This is a genomic window from Clostridium sediminicola, from assembly GCF_050402865.1.
GTDB lineage: Bacteria > Bacillota > Clostridia > Clostridiales > Clostridiaceae > Clostridium_AF > Clostridium_AF sediminicola.
The window spans coordinates 194574-215771 of the sequence record NZ_BAABMF010000005.1; the positions used below are offsets into that span (position 1 = coordinate 194574).

Genomic DNA, 21198 nt, shown 5'->3' on the forward strand with positions numbered 1-21198 from the left:
AATCACCTACTTTCATAAAAAACAAATCTAAAGAAAATAATAGATAATCCACAAAATACCTTCATACCAATTAGTGAATTCATAAGTACCAAGTAATACTCGTTTAAATAACCATTTCCTACGTTTATTCCTAAGAATAAATATCCAACCCCAATAAGTATAATTAAAATAAATAATACTTTTTCTGCTTTATGCAAAAAATTCAAGCTAATATTATGAGTTTGAGATACCAAAAATTTTATTATAAAAACTGATGCTAATACTGCACCACCTTGAAAGCCTCCACCTGGTGATCTATGTCCATTGAAAATTATATAGCTTCCAAAAATCATAATAAAAGGGAACAAGAATCCACCTATTATGGATATTAATTGAGAATCTTCCCAAGTCACCACACCTGTTTCTTTTACTGGTTCTATATGACTATTACTATCATGTCTGGAAAAATGAATTATACCTATTACACTAATAAGCAACATTAATGCTTCAAAAAATGTATCATACAATCTATAATTTAAGTAAATGGCAGTAACAACATTTTCTGCTCCTGTATCCTTTAGTGCATTATTCAAATAATAGTTAACGATTTCATTGGGAAAGCTCTCCATACTTCTATAATATAAATACAAAGTCACAGAGGCAATAATTATAATATATGACGCTATAAGCATTTTTCTAATTGAATTTTTATCCTCCATTACAAAATCTCCTCCTCGAACACTTCCTCCTCAAGAATTCCTTCTATTTCAAAATGAAGATTCGCATCACATTCAAAGCATATATGATCTTCTAATCCTTCAAGTAAATAGTTATCCTCTCTACCAAACAAGGTTAAGTCTTTTCCATCCTGTACTACTATTAAGTCATACTCATGTGCTGATTTTATATGTTCTACATCTTCTGAGGTGTAAATAACATGGGGTTCCAACTCTTTATTTTTACAGAATTTTTCTATAATACTTTCTATTTCTGTTCTTCTTTTTATTTCATTATTTATATATGTCCCATTATTATTCTTAACAATATAATATATTGAAAAAATCTTATACTTTTGGAATGCAACCAAATATAAAATAGTACTCAATGTACACCCCATAACAGCCTCAGCAATTGCTACGTCAGGAGCACTATAAAGCAAGTAACAAAATGAACTAATTAAAGAAAAAATACCCATAGTTATTATTGAAACTCTTAATTTATTTGTAGTAATTGCCTTAAAAGCAAAAACAATAGCTAATACCAAAAAAATTTTAAGCATAACTTTTACCTCCAGCTATACAAACTTCTATTTTTCTCTAAATCCACTATTATATGCTGATCGAACTATAGCATGTGATGCAACTGGATTAATTATCATAACTATAATCATTATCAAAAATACTTTTAATGAAAAAAAATCCATTCCACGTTTTATTATTACACCAGCCATAATACTTATAAATCCAACTGTATCTATAGTTGATGCAGACAATGCTCTTGAGTAGAATTTTTTAAACCTATATAGCCCTAGAATACCAAAACTCATAAAAACCAAACCAAAAACAATAGCAGAGTTTCCAATTATTTCTCTCATATTATCACCTCTTATTAAATTTTACCTTTTTTCATAATAAATCTAGATATGAATATAATAGAAATAAATCCAAGAAGTGCGTATACAATTGCAATATCCAAAAAGAATGACTTATCTTTCATAAGAGCAAAAATTACAATAAGCATTGTTATTTTTGAAGAAAATAAATTCAGTCCCAATATTCTATCCCAAATTGATGGGCCATAGATTATTCGAATCAAACTCCCTAACCCAAGCAAAGTTATAATCGTCATTACTATTGCTGAAAACATATTCCACCCCTCTCTATGAGACTTTTTCAAAATTTCTACTTGATTTTAATCTACTGGCTTTTAACAGTAACCTTTCAAAATCACCTTTTATAATTTCACCAGCTTTTTTTGTATCTCTAGTTGTGCAGTTTATCCACAATACTTTTAAATTTCCTTCTTTTTTCTCAACAGTAATAGTTCCTGGTGTTAATGTTATAGCATTTGCCAGCAGTCCAATATATAGATCGTTTTTTAATTCAGTCTTGATATCAATAATTGCAATATTCTCTTCTCCTTTAATAATAATTGGAACTAATTGCAATCCTGATGCAAATATTTTGTAGACCAAGTAAGAATAGAATTTGATTAAAAATAGTATATTGAACTTGTATGTTTGATTATAGGGTTTTGATAAAAAGAATTTATTGGTAATAGATAAGATAATAACGCTTAGAATTATTCCTACAACAATGTTTGTAAACCTAATCTCCTCATTTAAAATAATCCAAAATATTGTAGTTCCAAATAAAACTCCTATGATATGCAAACTTTTATTCATACAAAACCCCCTTTTTATTCAATTCACAATGTTATATATAGTTAACCTTAGTATTATTATATACTTATAAACTATATTTTTAGAATAAAAACAAAAATAACTATTTTATAAATTTTAAATGCAATTTTTGTGCCAATATTATTAGATATGATATATCTAATAATAAAAGCTATCGTGAACTTAGTAATATTGCCATACTCGTTTCCATATTATTATTATAAAAAAAAGAGACCGCTAAAGGTTTAACAGCCCTATATTAATTTTGTTCTATTCTGATACACTTCTGTCTAATTTCGACTAATATCCATGTTTCAATTAGATACATTTGTTTCATTATAATACATTATATTTTATGTAACCTACTTTTATTTTACAAAATTAGTGATTTCACCTATTTTTTCAATACAACACTTAACTTCATCTCCAGCTTTCAAGAATTTTTCTGGTTTAAATCCCATTCCTACGCCTGAAGGAGTACCCGTTGAAATTATATCGCCTGGTTTCAATGTTGTTCCTTTTGAAAAATCACTAATGATATATGGAATATCAAATATAAATTCCTTAGTATTTGAATTTTGTCTCATTTCACCATTTACATAAGATTTTATATTCAATTCCACAGGAAATTTTATTTCATTTTTATCAACAATATACGGTCCTATAGGGCAAGTATTATCTAACCCTTTACCTCTAAACCATTGAACATGATTTGTTTGTAAATCTCTCGCTGATATATCATTTAAAATTGTATATCCAAAAATATACTCTTCAGCCTTTTCTGCTGGTATGTCCTTACCTTCTTTTCCAATTATCAATGCTAACTCTACCTCGTAATCAATTTTTGTTGACAAATCCTTATGTAATCTTATATTTTCCCCAGGACCAACAGGTTCGTTAACCATTTTAAAGAAATACAACGGATACTCTGGAACACCATTTTTCAAATCCATTGCCGAAGGAACTTCCTTTACATGTTCTCTATAATTCTTCCCTAAACAAATTACCCCTCTTCCAATCTCTTTCATTGGCGACTTAACAACAACCTCTTCTAATTTGATTCCATCACCTGTAGTTTCTAAATCAGTTAATCTTTTCTCATACTTAGTACCATAATTTTCAATGAAATCAGTGAAATTCTTTGGTACATCTTCTTTAAATATCTTTTTAAAAGATACAATAGTATTATCATTGTTAAGTATACCAAAATCTTCTTCCCCATTATGTATAAATCTTAAATACTTCATAATAAAATCCCCCCATTTATGGGTCGGCTTAAGAATTAGTTCTACTTTTCTTTTGAAAATATGCATGTTTTAAGCATTTTTCGAAAGAAATTTAGTAAAAGTTATTCTTCAACGATCCCTAACCATATTTTGCTTTACTATAATAAAATAATAGCACAAAATGGATAGGCAATGATATAAAACAATAAGTAAGTTTTAAAACAAAATTTATTTCAATACATAGTGCACAATTCACAATGCATAGTTGTGGATACCTTTCGTTGACACGAAAGGTATCCACAACTTGAAACTTATCACTTGTAACTTGTCACTATAAATTGCGAACTTGTTCGCAATTTATAATTACTGTGCATTTAATTAAATCAATAGCATCTTAAAACAGATACTAATTTACATAAGAATGATTATCTAATCCCAAATGCATCAAAAAGTGTTCTTTGTCTTTATATGTTACATTCACTTCTATCTCTCCATTTTCAATTTCTTCTTGTATATGAGGTTCTAATTTTTCAGCCAAACTTTTTTGATTTTTAAGTGAGTAATCTACTCTCCCATCATCAAAAAATTGATTTAAAATTTTTCTTGTAATGTGAACAAATTCTTCAGAATTATAATCAGCTTTTTTTGCAACCATATCCCACTGAATAGCATCAATAACATTTTTTTCTGTAAAATCGCACTCTAAAGATCCAAATTCACCATTATATTTATAAAATATATGCATACACTCATCTCCTTCAGTATTATTATTTTCATTTAAAAGTTCTCCATACATTTTTTTAGCTTGAAAAAATATTTATACTATTTACTTTATTATGGAACAATAAAAATAAAATGAGAACTAAAAAAGTGATAAGTTACAAGTGACAAGTTAAGGTTAATTTTCTTGCAGAAAATCTTTAGCTAAGCCTTTGTTAGCTTCGCTAACTGGAATAAGGAACTTTTGCTACGCAAAAGGAAGTCATTTTATCTTTTGTATAATTAAAAGCTTTCGCTTGCGAAAGGTATCCACAACTTGTAACTTGTCACTATAAATTTCGAACTTGTTCGCAATTTATAAATATTCCCCAATAATTCCAATTTAGCTGTACTATTTTATATAACTTTCATTTATACTAATATATAAATGAATATACGAGGAGATCTAACATTGAAATACATAACTTTTCTAAAACAATTAGTAAGAAAATTAGATAATGATGATATACTTGCTTTATCATCTCAGCTTGCTTATGGTTTATTATTAAGTTTTTTTCCTTTTTTGATATTTCTTTTAACTATTTTGGGTTATATTCCTTTAGATAGTTCTGAAGTATTGCATGGCTTAAAAGCAATACTTCCTCAAAATGCTTATGAATTAATAACAACGACTATCGTTGAAATCTTTGATTCAAAAAATGGAGATTTACTTTCTTTCAGTTTAATAATAACAATTTGGACAGCATCTACTGGCTTAGGAGCTGTTAGACGTGGTTTGAACAAAGCATATAATGTAGACGAAAAACGATCTTTCATTGAAGTTAAACTAGCATCCATTATTAGTACTTTCGGACTTAGTTTTATGATTATTTTTGCTTTTTTCTTATTAGTTATTGGTAATATAATAGGATTGAAGCTCACATTATGGCTGAGACTTTCTGTAAGATTTAATTTGTTTTGGAATTTAATGAGATATTTCTTAGCTTTAGTTTCAATGATTTTAATTTTTGCAGTTATTTATAAAGTCACCCCTACAACTAAATTAGATTTTGAAGATGTATTTCCTGGAGCAGTTTTTGCAACTTTAGGATGGTTAATATCTTCTCTTTTCTTCTCTTATTATGTTGATAATTTTAGTAATTACTCAAGGATTTACGGTGGAATTGCCACAGTAGTTGTTCTAATGATTTGGCTTTACATAAGTTCATTAGTTATTTTGATAGGAGGAGAGATAAATTCTATAATTTCTAAAAGATAAAAAGCATTTTGGCTACCAAAATGCTTTTTTTAACATTTCTTCATAGAAAAATAGAATTTAACTCCTCTATCAGTATTTTCTACTCCATAAATGCTATTATGCAAATCTAATATATTTTTAACTATTGCTAATCCTAATCCTGTTCCTCCAAAATTTTTATTCCCGGATTTATCAATTCTATAAAACTTGTTCCATATTTTATCTTTCTCTTCATCAGGGATATGGCTACCTTCATTTTCTACTTCTATAAATACATCATCGTCAATAATTATTTTATTAATATATATACTTCCCTCTTCCTTAGTATATCTTATTGCATTTGTAACTAAATTATTTACGACCTGTTCTATTCTTTGAATATCTCCTTTTACAAAATATTCTTCATCTTGATATCCTCGTATTACTTTTAAATCTTTATTCATTAAATAAGTAGCACTCATTTTCTTAATTATTTCATTTAATAATGCTACAATATCAAACTCATTTTCTTCTAATTTCATATTTCCTGTTTCATATTTAGATAATTGAAGCATGTCAGAAACTAAATTACCCATTTTTTTTGATTCATCTAAAATTACATCAATATAATAATCTTTTTCTTCATCTTCAAAAATTCCATCTTTGAACCCTTCTGCATATCCTTCAATCAATGTTATTGGCGTTTTCAATTCATGTGATACAGAAGCAACAAATTCACGTCTCATTTTCTCTATTTTTTTTTCTTTCTCAATATCTCTTTTTAACTGTTTATTAGATTTCTTTAAAGAATCTAGTGCTGATTCTAAGTTTTGAGATAAAAAGTTTAAAGTTATTGCCAAACTCCCTAGCTCATCTTTACTTTTTATATCACATTTTTGAGAAAAGTCCAATTTAGCCATCTTTTCTGCAGTTTCATTTAATTTCCTCAACGGTTTAGATACCATTCTTGAATAAATCAATGACAATAAAAGAATAATTACTATTGCTATTAAGTAAAAATACAAATAAAAACCTGACATAGTTTCAATTGTATCTGATACTTCATTTAATGGTGTGATTGCAAATACTATTTTCACAGGTATTCCATTTTTCTCTATAGAAGACACACACACTAAATTTTTGAAATCATACAATTTATTCGCAACTGTATAGGTTGTTATATCATTGCTCTGTCGCAAATTATAAATGTTTTGCGGCTTAGCAACAAATTTATTTATAATTTCTTTTACTTCATTTATTTTAGTATAAGCATTTTTTTCATCTTCATAGCTTGTAATATAACTCATGGTTCCGTTATTTTCCAAAATAACAATTTTTGAATTTTCTTCTTTTTCAAATTTATTTATAAGTCTTATTCCTTCTTCCCAGTCATCAATATTATTGTAGAATTGAAATTCAAACTTCCTAAGTTTTTCCTCAAACTCACTTGTTTTTCTCCAAATAAAATACCTTTCAAAAAATAAAGACTGCACTAGTAATTGTGTCAAAATAAATAATAGAAAAAAAACAACTGTTACTATAAATAACTTAAAAGTAATTTTCTTTTTCATTATTTCACCTCAAATTTATAACCGCTTCCCCTTATTGTTATAATATAATTTGCTTTATCTCCTAACTTTTCCCTTAATCTTTTAACATTTGTATCAACAGTCCTTAACCCTCCGAAGTAATCAAAACCCCATACCTTGTCTAAAATCTTATCCCTAGAAAGTGCTATCCCTTTATTTTTAACAAAGAATATAAGTAAATCATACTCTTTTGGTGATAAATTTATTGAATTATTATGTACTAAAACTTCATGAGATAATTCATTTATAGTAAGTCCATCATATTTATAAATGCCTTCAGTTTCAGTTTCATCTATTGTAATTCTTTTAAGTAATGCTTTGATTTTTGCAACTAATACTTTAGGACTGAATGGTTTTGTCACATAATTGTCAGCTCCTAATTCATATCCCAGCAACTTATCATCTTCCTCAGATTTAGCTGTTAAAATTATTATTGGAACATTAGATTCTTTTCTAATATTAGTACAAACTGTCCATCCATCCATATATGGCATCATTATATCTAAAATTATTAAATCTATATCGAACTCTTTAAATTTTTTTATAGCTTCAATACCATTCTCAGCCTCTACACATCCATAGCCACTTTTTACGATATATGCTTTTACTAATTTTCTTAATCTTTCTTCATCTTCAACAATCATTATTGTTTTACTCATGACTATCACCTACTTATTCTTTTTATAATAATTTTATCATAATGCATAATAAATTGCGAAGCAAGTTCGCAATCTATAGTTGACAGTTGACAGTGCATTGTGCATCAAAATAAATTATTTAATTATTTATCAATATTTCTGTCAACTAAATGACACATACTAACCTTAATATATAACTATGATGATTAACCAAAATAATTGAACTAATATAAATTATATGGGATAATCAATTTATTATTATTTCAAAACCATTGATAAGATAATTATAAGGAGGCTTTTTAATGAACGACAATTACAATGATAAAAATCTATCATCAGATCATTATCACGAACCTGAATCTAATGATAACCATTCAAAAAAACCCAAAAAGAAAAAAGGTTTCTTTGGCTACATAGTTGTTGGTTTGATTTGTTCTATGCTAGGTGGTATGGTTTCAGCTGGTGCAACCATGTATTATTATCCAAAAATAAATCCTAGCTTATCTAACACTGATGGCATTGATGATAATTCAACAACTTCAGGAAAAATCACTCCAACTCCAACTAATTATATACCATTGTCTGTTTCTAACATTGCAAAAAAAGTTGGTCCTGCTGTTGTAGGTGTAGCAACTAGTGTTTCTTCTAGAGATAGATTTGGCTTTCCAAGTGAATCTGGTGGATTTGGATCCGGAATAATTTTTAGTGAAGAAGGGTACATTTTAACAAATTACCACGTTGTACAAGGAGCCAAAGAGATAAGTGTTATCTTTAACACTTCTAAAAATGAAGAAGAAAAAAAGGAATATGAAGCTAAATTATTGAACTACAATGAAAAATTAGATGTTGCTGTTATAAAATTAGTGGAAGATGTAAAAGTTCCTGCTGTCGCTAAATTTGGAAATTCAGATAATCTTCAAGCTGGAGATCCTGTTATTGCTATCGGTAACCCTCTGGGTCAAGATTTCTTAGGAACAGTTACTTCTGGAGTAGTAAGTGCATTAAATAGAAAAGTAACTGATGAAAATAATAATATTCAAAGTTATATTCAAACAGATGCTGCCATAAATAATGGTAATAGTGGTGGTGCATTAGTTAATATCTATGGGGAAGTTATTGGGGTTAATAGTGCAAAAATTGGTGGTTCTAATGTTGAAGGATTAGGATTTGCTATAGCTATAAATGATATTGAACCTCTACTTCAAGATTTAATAAAACCAATAATAACTATAGGTGTCACTATATCAGAGATAAATGATGCTCTATCCAAGAAATATTCATTACCAATAGGTATTTACATTCATGAAGTAGAAGAATTTAGCCCAGCAGAAGTAGCTGGTTTAAAATCTGGTGATGTTATAATTGAATTTGATGGTAAAAAAATATCTACTTCAGATGAATTAAATGAAATAAAACAATCTCACGAGGTAGGAGATGAAATAGAAATTAAAGTTTATAGAAACGAAGAATATAAAAATTTAACGCTTAAACTAAAATAAAACTAAAAAGCATATATAGCTAGAAAAGCACTCCTCTTCACTAAGAAATTCTAATTCATTTTCTTAAATACATGCTAAAAAATTCCAACTCGCTAGCTCAAACAAGAATTTTTCTTAACGCATGTATTACGAAAATGAATAAGAATTTCTAAAGTTTGCTACGATGCTTTTTACGCAATATATGCTTTTTTAACCATTAAAGATAGAAAATTATAGAACTTAGCCATTATTAAAGTGCTTTGCAATTTCATTTATATTAAATGCTCTCATATCAGAATTTAGCATTGGAAGCTTAATAATTTTTTTTCCTCCAAAAGCTGCGTAAATTTCATCTAAATATTTCTTCTCTTGCTTTTTCTTTGTTATAAAAAACTCGTCTTTTATCTCTTCAGGTAAAATTCTATTCACCACCAGTGTATCAACTTGAATTTTATACTTTTCTAACATAGAAACAGCTTTTTTAGTTTCCTCTATTGGTAATTTTTCAGCATTTAAAACAAATATAAAACTCATTTTTTTATCATCAATAAGAATTTTCTTAGCATTATTTACATTATCTAATCTCTTCTTCAATATACTTACTACTTCATCCTCTTCTATCTCATCTTTTTTCTTTTTCCCATGGTTATGGGCCATACTCATTAAACCTAATGCTTTTCTTCTTTTTTCAATTAAAGTTTGAAGCCAAGCACCTAAAAGTTCAGGTAAAGAAACAAGTCTTATTGTGTGTCCTGTTGGAGCTGTATCAAAAATAATTTGATCATATTCATCATATTTCTCATTAATAATTTCTAACATTTTATCAAACAATGCTGCTTCTTCTGTACCTGGTGATATTGCCGCTGCATCTATTTGCTTTTTTATTTCTTTTACTATGATTGGGCTTACTATATCTTTTAAATTTGCTCTAACACCCTCCATATATTTTTTACTTTCATATTCTCCATTTATTTCTAAGGCATCTAAATTATTTTCAATATTCACAATATTATTCCCGATTTTTTTTTCAAATATATCACATGTAGAATGGGCAGGGTCAGTAGATACTAAAAGCGTTTTCTTTCCCATATTAGCACTTGCTATAGCAAAAGCTGCAGAACAAGTTGTCTTACCAACTCCTCCTTTTCCTCCAAAAAACACAATTTTATTCATTAGAATCCTCCTAACTTATTCATCTACTAATTTATGCATCAAGATCAAAATCTCCCCAACGCTCACCCCAAATTGACTTTCTATCCAACATTCTCTTTTGCCAATGTTCTAAGTCTTCTGCAATATAGGGCAGAATTTCTAATGTATAATAACTAGTTGGAATTGGTAGCCCCAATAAATCACCAAAACAAAGTAATATGAAATTATCCATTTCATTATGAGCTTCCTTTTCTAAAAGTGCACTAGATTTTCTATTAAAATCCGTAGCTCCTCCAAAAAACAGTTTGAAATCTTCCATGAATTTTTTTAAATTATATTTTTCTTCTACCATATATACGCTCCTTTCTTTTGCTATATTCTAAAATAACCTTATATCTCAATTCTAACATAATTTAATAAGCTAATTTTATTATTTTCTAATTTAATGTTCATCATACTTATTTAAATACACTAGTTTTAAGCAAAAAAATCTAAAGGATGTAGTGGATGTAGTAAAAAGCTAACGCAAAGTATGCGTTAGCTTCTATTTACTAAAATTAATCTTTGAATTTATTATTTATCATCGCTCAGTGCTTTTATACCCTCTTTTATTAATACTATAGAAAGAATTAATAAAACAATAGCTATTATGATTAATGGAGCATTAGCAGCAAATCCTGCTTGAATTTTTCCATATATTAATAATATTAGCGCTAATACTGTTACTGTAAACATAAATACTGTTGGGATAGAAGCCATTCTGTAATCTTTTCCAATTTTCTTTAAGTAAACTGCAAGTGATAACAATGCTAATGCAGCTAGTAATTGGTTTGCTGATCCAAATATAGGCCAAATATTTCTCCAACCTTTAAATGTTAATGCACCACCAAGTACAACTGTAATACCTGTAGCTACATACATATTTCCTAATACAGAACCTTCTTTTGTATCAAACATTTCTTGGAATATGAATCTACCAAGTCTTGTAGCTGTATCAAGAGAAGTTAGCGCAAATGCTGAAATTGTTAAAGCTGTAAAACTCTTACCAGTTTCAAAAGGTATTCCGAAACTAGCCATAAAGTTACCAAGACCATTTGCAAAAACATTAGTTGGTCCACCATTAGCTAATAACTCTTTTAATTGATCTCCTCCAATATAAGCAGCAGTCGTAATTGCTAGTATTGCTAAGAAACCTTCTATTAACATTGAACCATAACCAATCAATTTTATATCTTTTTCATTATCTATTTGTTTAGATGTAGTACCAGAACCAACCAATGAATGGAATCCTGAAATAGCACCACATGCAACTGTTACAAATAACATAGGGAATAAATAATTTGTTCCACCAGTATTAAATGCAGTAACAGGAGCTAATTCAAATTTAGGATTCTTGATTAATACACCAAGAGCTCCACCGATTAACATAGCATATAATAAGAAAGAGTTTAAATAATCTCTAGGTTGTAATAATATCCAAACTGGAGCAACAGATGCTATACCAATATATACTAATAAAATAATTACCCAAGTGTTAAATGATAAAGATAATGGGAATTTTAATCCTAACCAAATACATACAAATAATAACGCTACACCGATAACTGAACTAACAGCTAAACCAGCACCTCTTCTATAAACAAGGAAACCAAATGCAACAGCTAAAACCATAAATAATAAAGAGGATGTAGCAGCTGATGGTACGTTAGTGAAAGTACTAGCACATATTGCTGTAAATGCAGCAATTACTAGAAGTAATGTTAACCAAGCAAACCAAGAAAATAATTTTTTACCCGTTTGTCCCATGTTAACTGATATAACTTCCCCTATTGACTTACCATCATGTCTAACTGACGCAAATAATGCACCCATATCATGAACTCCACCAAAGAAGATAGATCCTAGTACAATCCATAATACAACAGGAAGCCAACCAAATACAGCAGCACTTATAGGTCCGATGATTGGAGCCGCGCCTGCAATAGATGAAAAGTGATGCCCTAATAATACTGGAGCTTTTGCAGGAACATAGTCAACACCGTCTGCCCTAGTATGAGCAGGAGTAGGTCTTTTAGGGTCCAAACCCCATTTCTTTGCTAGCCAACTACCATAAGTGGCGTATGCTGCAACAAAACATACAATAGAAATAAAAATAATTACTAATGAATTCATTAAGAAACCTCCTTTAGGTTTTATAATTTATAAAAACTTATATACAGACAAATAGCTTAAACTATTAATCTATAATATAAGGTTTCACCTAATTTTTAAAGAAAAATTTCTTGCCCTCTTTTCTTGCCAGTTTATTTGTATAAATTTCATTTGAACTTAAGTCTATAACAACTAGCCTAGTATTTACCCAACCTCTGAATCCAAATTTATAACTTTTATAAAAACTAAATTTTTTGATTTTTTTCTTTATTTCTTCTGTAATTCCACCGTTTACAGTGTAAATAACATTTATAAGGCTGCTCATATGTTCATTATCAATCTCTATTATATTATCTACATTCTCGATTAAAAAATTCTTCATTGATTCCAATGTTTCTATATCAATTATTGTTTCAATATTATTATAAAACACATATTCATTACTTTTATATGCATATATTTCAGCTTTTTTAGATAGCATGTACCTTGCGTTTCTTGAATTAAAATTTGCGAATAAATCAAATTTCTTATTAATTACTTCTTTATTTAACATTACATTAAAATATGCATCTAAACTATCTTTCAACTTTGTCCTATACTCTACATAATTCATTTTTCTTACCTCCAAAGTTAAAATTTTATAAACTGATATTTATATTATAAAGTAATTAGTTATATTTTTCTATATTTTACATAAATACTATTTCAAAAATTACAATCACCATTGTAAACCTTTACCGAAAGTATTTATATAAAAATCACTTAATCTTTATATATATTATATTACCTACGAGCTTTATTAACATTCTAATTACATAATAAAACAAAAACAAAACATAAAGTGCATTATTAAATACATAAAATACATATAAAAAAATACTAATAAAAATAGTATAAAATTATATATTTAAAATATTCATAAGCAAAAAAGTATATACATATTTCTATATTTATTATATACTTTAATAGTGTAGCACATATTACTATTTAATCATCCTATTTAAATGCTTTTATAATAATATGTACCTTAACATAGTGAAATTCTTAATTATAAGTACTTATTTGTAGGAAAAAGTCGTTATATATAGATAAACTGGTTTATCTAACTACTCCTATTTTAAAATATTAAAATTTTGATGGCACATTAAGGGGGAACTGCCTATGACTTATTTTGATGAAAATAATCTTGATGCAATAATTTCTGATATAAGATATCTAGAATTACTGGCAACTAAATACCCAAGCATATCAGCTGCTAGTACAGAAATTATTAATTTACAAGCAATTTTGAATCTTCCAAAAGGAACTGAGCATTTTATAAGTGATATTCATGGTGAATATGAATCTTTCACTCATATGCTAAATAATGCATCAGGCGTAATAAAAAGAAAAATAAATGAAACTTTTGGTAATTCTTTGAGAGAAATGGACAAAAGAACTTTGATAACTCTTATTTACTATCCAGAAGAAAAATTAAAACTTATAAAACAACAAGAAGAAGAAATAAATGATTGGTATAGAATAACACTTAATAGATTAATAGAAGTTTGTAAAAAAGTAACATTCAAGTATACACGTTCAAAAGTTAGAAAAGCTTTACCTAAAGATTTCTCATATATAATTGAGGAACTTTTGCATGAGCAAGATGACCGAATAGACAAACATCAATATTATACTGGAATTATCGAAACAATTATTGATATTGATAGAGCTGATGAATTTATTATTGCCATAGCTTCCGTTATAAAAAGGTTAGTTGTTGACAGACTTCACATTGTTGGTGATATCTATGACAGAGGTCCTGGTGCAGAAATAATCATTGAAGAAATGATGAACCATCATTCACTGGATATTCAGTGGGGAAATCATGATTTATTATGGATGGCTGCAGCAGCTGGAAATTTGAGCTGCATATCTAATGTTATCCGAAATTCTTTAAAATACGCTAATTTAAGAACTTTAGAAGATGGCTATGGTATCAATTTATTGCCTTTAGCTACTTTTGCTATGGAGATATATGAAGAAGATTCATGTAGTAGTTTTCTTCCTAAAATCATAAGTAAAAAGATTTCTAACAAAGAAAAAAAACTTTACTCAAAAATGCATAAAGCAATTACAATAATTCAGTTTAAATTAGAAGGACAAATTATTAAAGCTCATCCAGAATTCAAAATGGATGATAGACTATTATTGCATAGAATTAATTTTGAAACGGGAACTATAGATTTATATGGAAAGGAATACAAACTAACTGACACTAATTTTCCAACTATAGACGTTTCTGATCCTTACAAATTATCAGATGAAGAAAAAATATTAATTATGAAATTAAAAGATTCTTTCCTTCATAGTGAAAAACTCCAAAGACATATAAGATTTCTATACAGTAAAGGAAGTATGTATTTAGTGTGTAATTCTAATCTTCTTTTTCATGGATGTATACCATTAAATGAAGATGGTACTTTTAAAGAAGTAGAAATAGATGGAGATTTATACAAAGGAAAAAAACTGTTAGATAAATTTGATACCATAGCACGAGAAGCTTATTTTTTTAAAGATGGAAAAAACACTCAATATAATGCTTTAGATTTAGCTTGGTATCTATGGTGCGGTCCTGATTCTCCACAATTTGGTAAAGATAAAATGACGACTTTCGAACGTTATTTTATTAGTGATAAAAAAACACATCATGAAAAACTTAGTAATTACTATCAATATAGAAATGATAAAGATTTTGTTTATAACCTTCTAAAAGAGTTTAGTTTAAATCCAGAAACGTCTCATATTATCAATGGTCATGTACCTGTAAAAACTATTGATGGAGAAAGTCCAATAAAAGCTGGAGGTAAACTATTAGCTATTGATGGTGGATTTTGTAAGGCATACCAACCTCAAACTGGTATTGCTGGATATACATTAGTATATAATTCTTATGGGCTATTACTTATTTCTCACGAACCATTTGAATCGATAGAAAAAGCTATAGTTGAGAATAAAGATATACTATCATCAGCTATTATAATAGAACGTACATTGGTTAGAAAAAGAGTTATAGACACTGATAAAGGTCAAATGTTAAAAAAGCAAATTAAAGAACTTGAAATGCTATTATTAGCATATAGAAATGGATTTATAAAAGAATATTGCAATAAAAAATAGAACCAATTAGGTTCTATTTTTTATATATTTATTAATATCCTTAGCTAGCTATATCCTCTGTTTTACTTTGCATCATAGTATTATGGAAAGTTCTGCTTATTACTTCTAATTGTTGCTCTTTAGTCAATCTATTAAAATGAACAGCATATCCTGATACTCTAATTGTAAGTGTAGGATATTTTTCTGGATATTTCATTGCCTCAATTAATATCTCTCTATTAAGTACATTAACGTTCAAATGATGAGCACCTTGCCCAAAATATCCGTCTAATATATTACAAAGATTAAGAACTCTATCATTTTCAACTTTACCTAAAGCTTCTGGTATTATTGAAAATGTATTTGAAATCCCATCCTCACATACATCCTTATAGGGGATTTTTGCTACAGAGTTCAGTGATGCTAAAGCTCCATTTTGATCTCTCCCATGCATAGGATTAGCTCCTGGTGCAAATGGTTCACCATCTTTCCTTCCATCAGGAGTAGAACCTGTTTTCTTACCGTACACTACATTAGATGTGATTGTTAGTACTGAAAGAGTATGTTTAGCATCTCTATATAATTTATGTTTCTTTAATTCACTTATAAATTTTTGGACTAATTCTACAACAATAGAATCAACTCTATCATCATCATTTCCGTATTTAGGGAAATCTCCTTCTATACTAAAATCTACTGCAATACCATTTTTATAAACTGGTTTTACTTTTGCGTATTTTATAGCACTTAATGAGTCTGCTGCAACTGATAACCCTGCAACTCCAAAAGCCATAATTCTTTTAACATCAGTATCATGTAAAGCTAGTTGACCTGCTTCATATGCATACTTATCATGCATATAATGAATTATATTCATTGTATTAACATATAACTCTGCTACATATTCCAATACTGCATAGTATTTCTCTTTAACCTTTTTATAGTCTAATATTTCATCATTTATTTTTTCTATATTAGGAATTACTTTTATGCCATACTTTTCATCGACTCCACCGTTTATTGCAAACAACAAAGATTTAGCCAAATTAGTTCTAGCTCCAAAGAATTGCATTTGCTTACCAACCTTCATAGCTGACACACAACAAGCTATAGCATAGTCATCTCCATAAGATTCTCTCATCAGATCATCATTCTCATACTGAATAGAGTCTGTTTTGATTGATATTTCAGCACAATATTTTTTAAAGTTTTCTGGCAAATCATTTGACCATAAAATTGTCAAATTAGGTTCAGGTGCTGCTCCTAAATTTATTAAAGAATGCAAATATCTATAAGATGTTTTTGAAACCAAGGTTCTTCCATCAAGTCCCATACCTCCAATAGCTTCAGTAATCCAATTTGGATCTCCAGCAAACAACTCATTATATTCTGGAGTTCTTAAATGTCTAGCTAATCTTAGTTTTATAATAAATTGATCAATTAATTCTTGTGCTTTACTTTCATCTATTACTCTATTTTGTAAATCTCTTTCAATAAAAATATCTAAAAAAGTACTTGTTCTACCAAGAGACATTGCAGCACCATTATTTTCTTTAATTGCAGCTAAATACCCAAAATAAACGCACTGAACAGCTTCTTGTGCACTACTGGCAGGCTTACTGATATCTAATCCATAGGTTTTTGCCATATTCTTAATCTTATTCAATGCTCTTATTTGCTCTTTAACTTCTTCCCTTAATCTCATAAGTTCTTCACTCATAGGTCCTTTTAACTTCTTTAAATCCTTAGATTTATTCTCCATTAAAACATCAATACCATATAAAGCTATTCTTCTATAATCTCCAATAATTCTACCTCTACCATAAGCATCGGGTAAACCAGTTAACAAACCTGAATGTCTTGCAAGTTTTGTTTCTTCGGGATATACATCAAAAACCCCTTGATTATGAGTTTTTCTATATTCAGTGAAAATTCTATCCATATTTTCATCTACTCTATATCCATAATCTTTTAACGCTTTCTCAACCATTCTAATGCCACCAAAAGGATTTATCATTCTCTTTAAAGGAGCATCTGTTTGTAAACCTACTATAGTCTCATTTTCAATATCAATATAACCAGCTTCAAAATTATCAATACCAGATACCCTTGTTAGATCAACATCTAAAATACCTTTTTTTAATTCATCTGTTAAAAGTTTTTCACATTTTTCCCATACTGCTTTTGTCTTATCTGTAGATGAATTAAGAAAACTCTCATCCCCATTGTATGGCGAATAGTTTAATTGAATAAAATTCCTTACATCTATACCCTCATTCCAATTTCCTTTTTTAAATCCATTCCATTGTTTAAATTCCATATCCATATGCCCCCTTAATATTTTTTCCAGACGGAGCAAAAAAATAAACGACCGCCTGGACTAGTCGCCCAGGCGGTCGGCATATATCTAATTACACTCCCATCGTGGTTAATTCCACTTTTTCCGCCAGTCGTGTAATAGTTTGATTCAATACTATTTTCAAGATAATAATATCATCAAATAATTTTGTTGTCAAGACACTAAAATTATTTTTATATAAGTTCTACTACCTTATCTCCCATCTCAGAAGTAGATAATAAAGTTTTTCCTTCTTCATGGATATCAGCTGTTCTATATCCTAATGCAAGAGCTTTTTTAACAGCGGTATTAATATCTTCTGCTGCTTCATTCATTCCAAAAGTATATTTTAACATCATTGATATACTCATAATAGTTGCTATTGGATTTGCAATACCTTTTCCGGCTATATCAGGAGCAGAACCGTGAATTGGCTCATATAAACCAAATTTATTATCTCCTAAACTTGCTGATGGCAACATTCCTAATGAACCTGTTAAAACTGAAGCTTCATCACTAATAATATCTCCAAACATGTTTCCAGTTACAATTACATCAAACTGTTTTGGATTCGTAACTAATTGCATTGCTGCATTATCTACATATAAAGATTTAAGTTCCACTTCTGGATACTCATCTGCCATTTTTTCTACAATTCTTCTCCATAATCTAGAATTATCTAATACATTCGCTTTATCAACAAGAGTTAGTTTTTTATCTCTTTTCATAGCTATTTCAAAAGCAACTCTAGCAATTCTTTCAATTTCATAATCCATGTATTTCATAGTATCCCATGCAGTTTCAACACCATCTATAATTTCATTATGTCTTTCTCCAAAATATATACCACCAGTTAATTCTCTAACTATCATAATATCTAAACCTTGTTCTAAAAGAGAATTTTTTAATGGAGAAGCATCTTTTAATTCACTGAACATTATTGCTGGTCTTAAATTAGCAAATAGATTCAACTCTTTTCTTATCTTCAATAGTCCCGCTTCTGGTCTAATTTCTTTAGGAATAGCCTCCCATTTAGGTCCACCTACAGCGCCTAAAAGAACTGCATCAGAAGCTTTACATTTATCGATAGTTTCATCTGTCAATGGAACACCATACTCGTCTATAGAAGCACCCCCTATAGAACCATAATCAAAGCTAAGATCTATTGAATATTTATTAGAAATCTTTTCTAATACTTTTATCCCTTCATGTACTACTTCTGGTCCAATTCCGTCGCCCTTTAAAACTGTAATTTTCATTATTGCTCCACCTTTCCTCTAATCATATTTACAAGCCCATTTGTATCAATAATTTCTCTAATAAATTCTGGGAAAGGTTCTGCTTTATAACTTTTACCTTTTGTAACATTCTCTATAGTACCCTCTTCAAGATTAACAATTATCTCATCATTATCTTCTATATTTTTTGCAGCTTCTTCACATTCAATTATTGGCAATCCAATATTAATAGAATTTCTATAGAATATTCTTGCAAAGGATTCTGCGATAACACATTGAATACCTGCTGCTTTAATTGCAATTGGCGCATGCTCTCTTGAAGATCCACACCCAAAGTTTTTGCCTCCAACTATTATTTTTCTCGTCTTTGCCTTATTATTAAATTCACTATCTAGATCCTCCATGCAATGTTGCGCCAAATGTTCTTCACTACTTGCATTTAAGTATCTAGCTGGAATAATTACATCTGTATCTACATTATCTCCATACTTTATAACTTTACTATTCATTATTTAACTACCTCCTCTGGTGATGAAATCTTTCCTGTAACAGCAGAAGCCGCTGCAACAGCTGGACTTGCAAGATATACTTCACTTTCCGTGCTTCCCATTCTACCTACAAAGTTTCTATTTGTAGTTGATACTGCTCTTTCACCTTTTGCAAGAATACCCATATGTCCACCTAAACAAGGTCCACATGTAGGTGTAGAGAATACAGCACCACTTTTTATAAATATCTCAGCTAATCCTTCTTCCATCGCTTGAAGGTATATTTTTTGTGTTCCTGGAATTATAATTGCTCTAACATCTGGATGAACTTCTCTTCCTTTTAGTATTTCTCCAGCTGCTCTTAAATCTTCAATTCTTCCATTTGTACATGAACCAATAACAACTTGATGAATTTTTATATCATCGATTTGGTCAAACGTTCTTGCATTTTCCGGTAAGTGTGGAAATGCAACTGTTGGCTTTATAGTTGCCAAATCGATATCTATTACTCTAGCATATTCTGCATCTTCATCTGCTTTATAAATTTTATATTCTTTTGCAGAATGTTCATTAATATAATCCAATGTTACTTCATCTACTTCGAATATACCATTTTTAGCACCAGCTTCAATAGCCATATTCGCAATGGTAAATCTATCATCTATATTAAGGTTCTTAAGTCCTTCACCTGAAAACTCCATTGACATATATCTTGCACCATCAACACCAATATCTCCTATAATATGCAAAATAACATCTTTTCCACTAACCCATTTATTCATCTTACCAGTTAAATTAAATTTTATTGCTTGTGGAACCTTAAACCACGCTTCTCCAGTAGCCATGCCTGCCGCCATATCTGTACTACCTATTCCAGTTGAAAATGCTCCTAAAGCACCATAAGTACAAGTATGCGAATCAGCTCCTATAACTACATCTCCTGCAACTACCAAACCTTTTTCTGGTAACAATGCATGTTCTATTCCCATTCTACCAACTTCAAAATAATTAGTAATTTCCATCTCTTTAACAAAATCTCTACATTGCACGCATTGTTCAGCTGATTGAATATCTTTATTAGGAGTAAAATGATCAGGTACTATAACTACCTTATCTTTATTAAATACTCCTTTAACACCCATTTTATTAAATTCTTTAATAGCTACTGGTGTTGTAATATCATTCCCCAATACTATATCTAATTTTGCTTTAATAAGCTGACCAGCTTTAACCTCTTCCAATCCTGCATGAGCAGCAAGAATTTTTTGAGTCATTGTCATCCCCATATTTTTCATCCCCTCTATTTTTTAGACTAAATTTTAAGATTGTGTTAATTTCAAATAAGTAATTCTCAATTGAAATAAAAAGCGAAACAAATCAGTGACAAGTTAATGATGATTTTCTTTTAGAAAATCTTTAACTAAGCCTATATCATCTTCGATGATG

General features: G+C 29.1%; 20 protein-coding genes and 1 riboswitch. Of the genes, 3 read left to right on the forward strand and 17 right to left on the reverse strand.

Going from position 1 to position 21198, the window contains the following annotated elements; genetic code table 11:
- Positions 1–2: 2 nt before the first annotated feature.
- From mbhE to ACQ3F0_RS11295, 7 genes are all read right to left on the reverse strand, one after another.
- Positions 3–698 (reverse strand): hydrogen gas-evolving membrane-bound hydrogenase subunit E, encoded by a 696-nt coding sequence (mbhE, locus tag ACQ3F0_RS11265; protein ID WP_428865346.1) that lies wholly within the window; start codon positions 696–698, stop codon positions 3–5.
- Positions 698–1258 carry a Na(+)/H(+) antiporter subunit B gene (locus ACQ3F0_RS11270; RefSeq protein ID WP_428865347.1) on the reverse strand — a complete coding sequence of 187 codons (561 nt, stop codon included), beginning with the start codon at positions 1256–1258 and terminating at the stop codon, positions 698–700. Before ACQ3F0_RS11270 ends, mbhE begins: the two co-directional genes overlap by 1 nt.
- Before the next feature lie 27 nt (positions 1259–1285).
- Positions 1286–1573, reverse strand: a complete 288-nt coding sequence (gene mnhG, locus ACQ3F0_RS11275) for a monovalent cation/H(+) antiporter subunit G (protein ID WP_428865348.1) — start codon at positions 1571–1573, stop codon at positions 1286–1288.
- A gap of 14 nt (positions 1574–1587) precedes the next feature.
- Positions 1588–1845, reverse strand: coding sequence for an MrpF/PhaF family protein (locus tag ACQ3F0_RS11280; RefSeq protein WP_428865349.1), 258 nt, complete (start codon positions 1843–1845; stop codon positions 1588–1590).
- Positions 1846–1858: 13 nt separating this feature from the next.
- Positions 1859–2383 carry a Na+/H+ antiporter subunit E gene (locus ACQ3F0_RS11285; RefSeq protein ID WP_428865350.1) on the reverse strand — a complete coding sequence of 175 codons (525 nt, stop codon included), beginning with the start codon at positions 2381–2383 and terminating at the stop codon, positions 1859–1861.
- A gap of 365 nt (positions 2384–2748) precedes the next feature.
- The gene (locus ACQ3F0_RS11290) at positions 2749–3627 is read right to left on the reverse strand and encodes a fumarylacetoacetate hydrolase family protein (RefSeq protein ID WP_428865351.1); all 879 of its coding nucleotides are present in this window, start codon (positions 3625–3627) and stop codon (positions 2749–2751) included.
- 385 nt (positions 3628–4012) lie between these two features.
- Complete coding sequence (locus ACQ3F0_RS11295) at positions 4013–4351, reverse strand: hypothetical protein (protein WP_428865352.1); 339 nt, start codon at positions 4349–4351, stop codon at positions 4013–4015.
- 426 nt (positions 4352–4777) lie between these two features.
- Here ACQ3F0_RS11295 and ACQ3F0_RS11300 point away from each other — a divergent pair, with 426 nt between their 5' ends.
- Entirely contained in the window at positions 4778–5584 is an 807-nt protein-coding gene (locus ACQ3F0_RS11300) for a YihY/virulence factor BrkB family protein (protein WP_428865353.1), read from the forward strand.
- A gap of 29 nt (positions 5585–5613) precedes the next feature.
- Here ACQ3F0_RS11300 and ACQ3F0_RS11305 read toward each other — a convergent pair whose 3' ends face one another.
- Both ACQ3F0_RS11305 and ACQ3F0_RS11310 read right to left on the reverse strand, forming a co-directional pair.
- Positions 5614–7113: a HAMP domain-containing sensor histidine kinase gene (locus ACQ3F0_RS11305; RefSeq protein ID WP_428865354.1), complete on the reverse strand. Its 1500-nt coding sequence runs from the start codon at positions 7111–7113 to the stop codon at positions 5614–5616.
- Positions 7113–7790 (reverse strand): response regulator transcription factor, encoded by a 678-nt coding sequence (locus tag ACQ3F0_RS11310; protein WP_428865355.1) that lies wholly within the window; start codon positions 7788–7790, stop codon positions 7113–7115. Before ACQ3F0_RS11310 ends, ACQ3F0_RS11305 begins: the two co-directional genes overlap by 1 nt.
- Positions 7791–8071: 281 nt before the next feature.
- On the opposite strand from ACQ3F0_RS11310, the gene ACQ3F0_RS11315 reads away from it, so the two are divergent.
- Positions 8072–9268 (forward strand): S1C family serine protease, encoded by a 1197-nt coding sequence (locus ACQ3F0_RS11315; RefSeq protein WP_428865356.1) that lies wholly within the window; start codon positions 8072–8074, stop codon positions 9266–9268.
- Positions 9269–9487: 219 nt separating this feature from the next.
- Here the strand turns inward: ACQ3F0_RS11315 and ACQ3F0_RS11320 are convergent, their stop codons facing one another.
- The 4 genes from ACQ3F0_RS11320 to ACQ3F0_RS11335 all read right to left on the reverse strand — a co-directional run bounded on the left by ACQ3F0_RS11320 (position 9488) and on the right by ACQ3F0_RS11335 (position 13163).
- Positions 9488–10420 (reverse strand): ArsA family ATPase, encoded by a 933-nt coding sequence (locus ACQ3F0_RS11320; RefSeq protein ID WP_428865357.1) that lies wholly within the window; start codon positions 10418–10420, stop codon positions 9488–9490.
- Between the two features lie 31 nt (positions 10421–10451).
- The gene (locus ACQ3F0_RS11325; protein WP_428865359.1) at positions 10452–10751 is read right to left on the reverse strand and encodes a DUF7990 family protein; all 300 of its coding nucleotides are present in this window, start codon (positions 10749–10751) and stop codon (positions 10452–10454) included.
- Between the two features lie 221 nt (positions 10752–10972).
- Positions 10973–12571 (reverse strand): carbon starvation CstA family protein, encoded by a 1599-nt coding sequence (locus ACQ3F0_RS11330; RefSeq protein ID WP_428865360.1) that lies wholly within the window; start codon positions 12569–12571, stop codon positions 10973–10975.
- A gap of 88 nt (positions 12572–12659) precedes the next feature.
- The gene (locus tag ACQ3F0_RS11335; RefSeq protein WP_428865361.1) at positions 12660–13163 is read right to left on the reverse strand and encodes a DUF8052 family protein; all 504 of its coding nucleotides are present in this window, start codon (positions 13161–13163) and stop codon (positions 12660–12662) included.
- 548 nt (positions 13164–13711) lie between these two features.
- On the opposite strand from ACQ3F0_RS11335, the gene ACQ3F0_RS11340 reads away from it, so the two are divergent.
- Positions 13712–15709 (forward strand): fructose-1,6-bisphosphatase, encoded by a 1998-nt coding sequence (locus ACQ3F0_RS11340; protein ID WP_428865362.1) that lies wholly within the window; start codon positions 13712–13714, stop codon positions 15707–15709.
- Positions 15710–15749: 40 nt separating this feature from the next.
- Here the strand turns inward: ACQ3F0_RS11340 and pflB are convergent, their stop codons facing one another.
- From pflB to leuC, 4 genes are all read right to left on the reverse strand, one after another.
- The gene (pflB, locus tag ACQ3F0_RS11345; RefSeq protein WP_428865363.1) at positions 15750–18008 is read right to left on the reverse strand and encodes a formate C-acetyltransferase; all 2259 of its coding nucleotides are present in this window, start codon (positions 18006–18008) and stop codon (positions 15750–15752) included.
- A gap of 59 nt (positions 18009–18067) precedes the next feature.
- A riboswitch (ZMP/ZTP riboswitch) is annotated at positions 18068–18152 on the reverse strand.
- A 68-nt stretch (positions 18153–18220) separates the two neighbouring features.
- Positions 18221–19285 (reverse strand): 3-isopropylmalate dehydrogenase, encoded by a 1065-nt coding sequence (gene leuB, locus ACQ3F0_RS11350; protein ID WP_428865364.1) that lies wholly within the window; start codon positions 19283–19285, stop codon positions 18221–18223.
- Entirely contained in the window at positions 19285–19773 is a 489-nt protein-coding gene (gene leuD / locus ACQ3F0_RS11355; RefSeq protein ID WP_428865366.1) for a 3-isopropylmalate dehydratase small subunit, read from the reverse strand. Before leuD ends, leuB begins: the two co-directional genes overlap by 1 nt.
- On the reverse strand, positions 19773–21038 hold the full coding sequence (gene leuC, locus ACQ3F0_RS11360; protein WP_428865367.1) for a 3-isopropylmalate dehydratase large subunit: 1266 nt from the start codon (positions 21036–21038) through the stop codon (positions 19773–19775). Before leuC ends, leuD begins: the two co-directional genes overlap by 1 nt.
- Between the last annotated feature and the right edge of the window lie 160 nt (positions 21039–21198).

What these genes read in the sequence shown, in the direction of transcription:
- pflB (WP_428865363.1), bottom strand. Translation starts at nt 18,008, where the DNA reads ATGGAATTTAAACAATGGAATGGATTTAAAAAAGGAAATTGGAATGAG.
- ACQ3F0_RS11310 (WP_428865355.1), bottom strand. Translation starts at nt 7,790, where the DNA reads ATGAGTAAAACAATAATGATTGTTGAAGATGAAGAAAGATTAAGAAAA.
- ACQ3F0_RS11290 (WP_428865351.1), bottom strand. Translation starts at nt 3,627, where the DNA reads ATGAAGTATTTAAGATTTATACATAATGGGGAAGAAGATTTTGGTATA.
- ACQ3F0_RS11280 (WP_428865349.1), bottom strand. Translation starts at nt 1,845, where the DNA reads ATGTTTTCAGCAATAGTAATGACGATTATAACTTTGCTTGGGTTAGGG.
- mbhE (WP_428865346.1), bottom strand. Translation starts at nt 698, where the DNA reads ATGGAGGATAAAAATTCAATTAGAAAAATGCTTATAGCGTCATATATT.
- ACQ3F0_RS11270 (WP_428865347.1), bottom strand. Translation starts at nt 1,258, where the DNA reads ATGCTTAAAATTTTTTTGGTATTAGCTATTGTTTTTGCTTTTAAGGCA.
- mnhG (WP_428865348.1), bottom strand. Translation starts at nt 1,573, where the DNA reads ATGAGAGAAATAATTGGAAACTCTGCTATTGTTTTTGGTTTGGTTTTT.
- ACQ3F0_RS11295 (WP_428865352.1), bottom strand. Translation starts at nt 4,351, where the DNA reads ATGCATATATTTTATAAATATAATGGTGAATTTGGATCTTTAGAGTGC.
- leuD (WP_428865366.1), bottom strand. Translation starts at nt 19,773, where the DNA reads ATGAATAGTAAAGTTATAAAGTATGGAGATAATGTAGATACAGATGTA.
- ACQ3F0_RS11320 (WP_428865357.1), bottom strand. Translation starts at nt 10,420, where the DNA reads ATGAATAAAATTGTGTTTTTTGGAGGAAAAGGAGGAGTTGGTAAGACA.
- ACQ3F0_RS11305 (WP_428865354.1), bottom strand. Translation starts at nt 7,113, where the DNA reads ATGAAAAAGAAAATTACTTTTAAGTTATTTATAGTAACAGTTGTTTTT.
- leuC (WP_428865367.1), bottom strand. Translation starts at nt 21,038, where the DNA reads ATGGGGATGACAATGACTCAAAAAATTCTTGCTGCTCATGCAGGATTG.
- ACQ3F0_RS11315 (WP_428865356.1), top strand. Translation starts at nt 8,072, where the DNA reads ATGAACGACAATTACAATGATAAAAATCTATCATCAGATCATTATCAC.
- leuB (WP_428865364.1), bottom strand. Translation starts at nt 19,285, where the DNA reads ATGAAAATTACAGTTTTAAAGGGCGACGGAATTGGACCAGAAGTAGTA.
- ACQ3F0_RS11325 (WP_428865359.1), bottom strand. Translation starts at nt 10,751, where the DNA reads ATGGTAGAAGAAAAATATAATTTAAAAAAATTCATGGAAGATTTCAAA.
- ACQ3F0_RS11340 (WP_428865362.1), top strand. Translation starts at nt 13,712, where the DNA reads ATGACTTATTTTGATGAAAATAATCTTGATGCAATAATTTCTGATATA.
- ACQ3F0_RS11335 (WP_428865361.1), bottom strand. Translation starts at nt 13,163, where the DNA reads ATGAATTATGTAGAGTATAGGACAAAGTTGAAAGATAGTTTAGATGCA.
- ACQ3F0_RS11330 (WP_428865360.1), bottom strand. Translation starts at nt 12,571, where the DNA reads ATGAATTCATTAGTAATTATTTTTATTTCTATTGTATGTTTTGTTGCA.
- ACQ3F0_RS11285 (WP_428865350.1), bottom strand. Translation starts at nt 2,383, where the DNA reads ATGAATAAAAGTTTGCATATCATAGGAGTTTTATTTGGAACTACAATA.